We start from the raw sequence: 1,452 nt of genomic DNA on the forward strand, positions 1-1,452 counted from the left end.
AACATTTTGGGATACAGATATATTGGGTTTTATTTCCCAATGTTTTCAGATTCAAGGTGAGGGTTACAGTGTAGGTGGGGCTTCCGCTAGTGGAGCAGTTGCTATAATTCATGCTGCCCGTCAAATTTTGATGGGGAACAGTGATATTTGCATTGCCCTGGGAGCTTTATCCGATCTATCGGCGTATGAATTCCAAGCACTGATGAATTTAGGTGCAATGGGGAGTGAACGTTTTGCCGATCGCCCAAACCATGCTTGTCGGCCATTTGATCAAGACCATGATGGCTTTATTTATGGAGAGGGTTGTGGAGCAGTGATTTTAGAGAGAACTGACCGCGCTCAACAACGGGGCGCTCAATCCTATGGCCAACTTAAGGGTTGGGGATTGGCTTTAGATGGGAACCGTAGTCCCGAACCTTCCCAAAAAGGGGAAGAACGGGCTATAAATACTGCTTTAGCCATGGCAGACCTTCAGCCAGAGAGCATTGATTATGTGAATACTCACGGTACTGGTTCCCCCCTTGGTGACAAAACAGAAGTGGAAGCTTTAAAATCTGCGGGACTTCAGCGTTGCCTGCTCAATTCAACAAAATCTTTAATAGGTCACTGTTTAACTGCTGCTGGTGTAGTGGAAGCGATCGCCACTATATTACAAATGAAGTTTGGTTTTTGTCATCCAACTAAAAATTTAGTTAATCCTATTGATACCAGTCTCAATTGGGTGAAAGAAACTTCTGTTCAAGCTGAGATTAAATATGCTATCAGCAACAGTTTTGGTTTTGGGGGTATCAATACAGCTTTATTAATTGGACAGGAGTAAACTCATGCAACAAGTTGGAATTGAAGCACTAAATGTATATGGGGGTTCAGCTAAACTAGATGTGCGAATGCTAGGCGAAGCACGTCACTTAGACATGACTCGCTTCGACAATCTTCTGATGAAAGAAAAGACAGTCGCTATGCCTTATGAAGATCCAGTTTCTTATGCTATTAATGCAGCCAAACCTATTATTGATAGCCTCAGCGATCTGGAAAAGCAACAAATCAAAATGGTGATAGCTTGTAGCGAATCTGGCATTGATTTTAGCAAATCTATGAGCGCTTATATCCATGATTATTTGGGGTTGAGTCGTAACTGCCGAATGTTTGAGATTAAGCAAGCTTGCTACTCAGCTACAGCAGGTTTACAGATGGCATTAAATTTGATTTTATCCCAAACATATCCAGGGGCTAAAGCTTTGGTTATAGGAACTGATATATTTCGGCCTGTTGTTGTAGAGGGAGGAGAAGCTCTCAGCGAAGATTGGTCTTTTGTGGAACCAAGCAGTGGTGCTGGAGCAGTAGCTATTTTAGTCAGTGATGTTCCTAAAATTTTCCAAGCTGATGTAGGATGTAATGGTTACTATGGCTATGAAGTCATGGATACTTGTAGACCTAACCCAGACTCAGAAG

Annotated in this window: 1 protein-coding gene and 1 pseudogene; both read left to right on the forward strand. The window is 42.4% G+C overall.

Features of this window, described 5'->3' with window-relative positions; all coding sequences use genetic code 11:
• The coding region (locus tag F6K53_RS42185) for a beta-ketoacyl synthase N-terminal-like domain-containing protein (RefSeq protein ID WP_293086460.1) at window positions 1-820 on the forward strand (820 nt) is incomplete at its 5' end.
• A gap of 4 nt (window positions 821-824) precedes the next feature.
• Window positions 825-1,452: pseudogene (locus tag F6K53_RS42190) on the forward strand (3-hydroxy-3-methylglutaryl-ACP synthase); the annotation flags it as partial.

The organism is Moorena sp. SIO4A1 (genome assembly GCF_010672065.1).
Taxonomy (GTDB): Bacteria; Cyanobacteriota; Cyanobacteriia; order Cyanobacteriales; family Coleofasciculaceae; genus Moorena.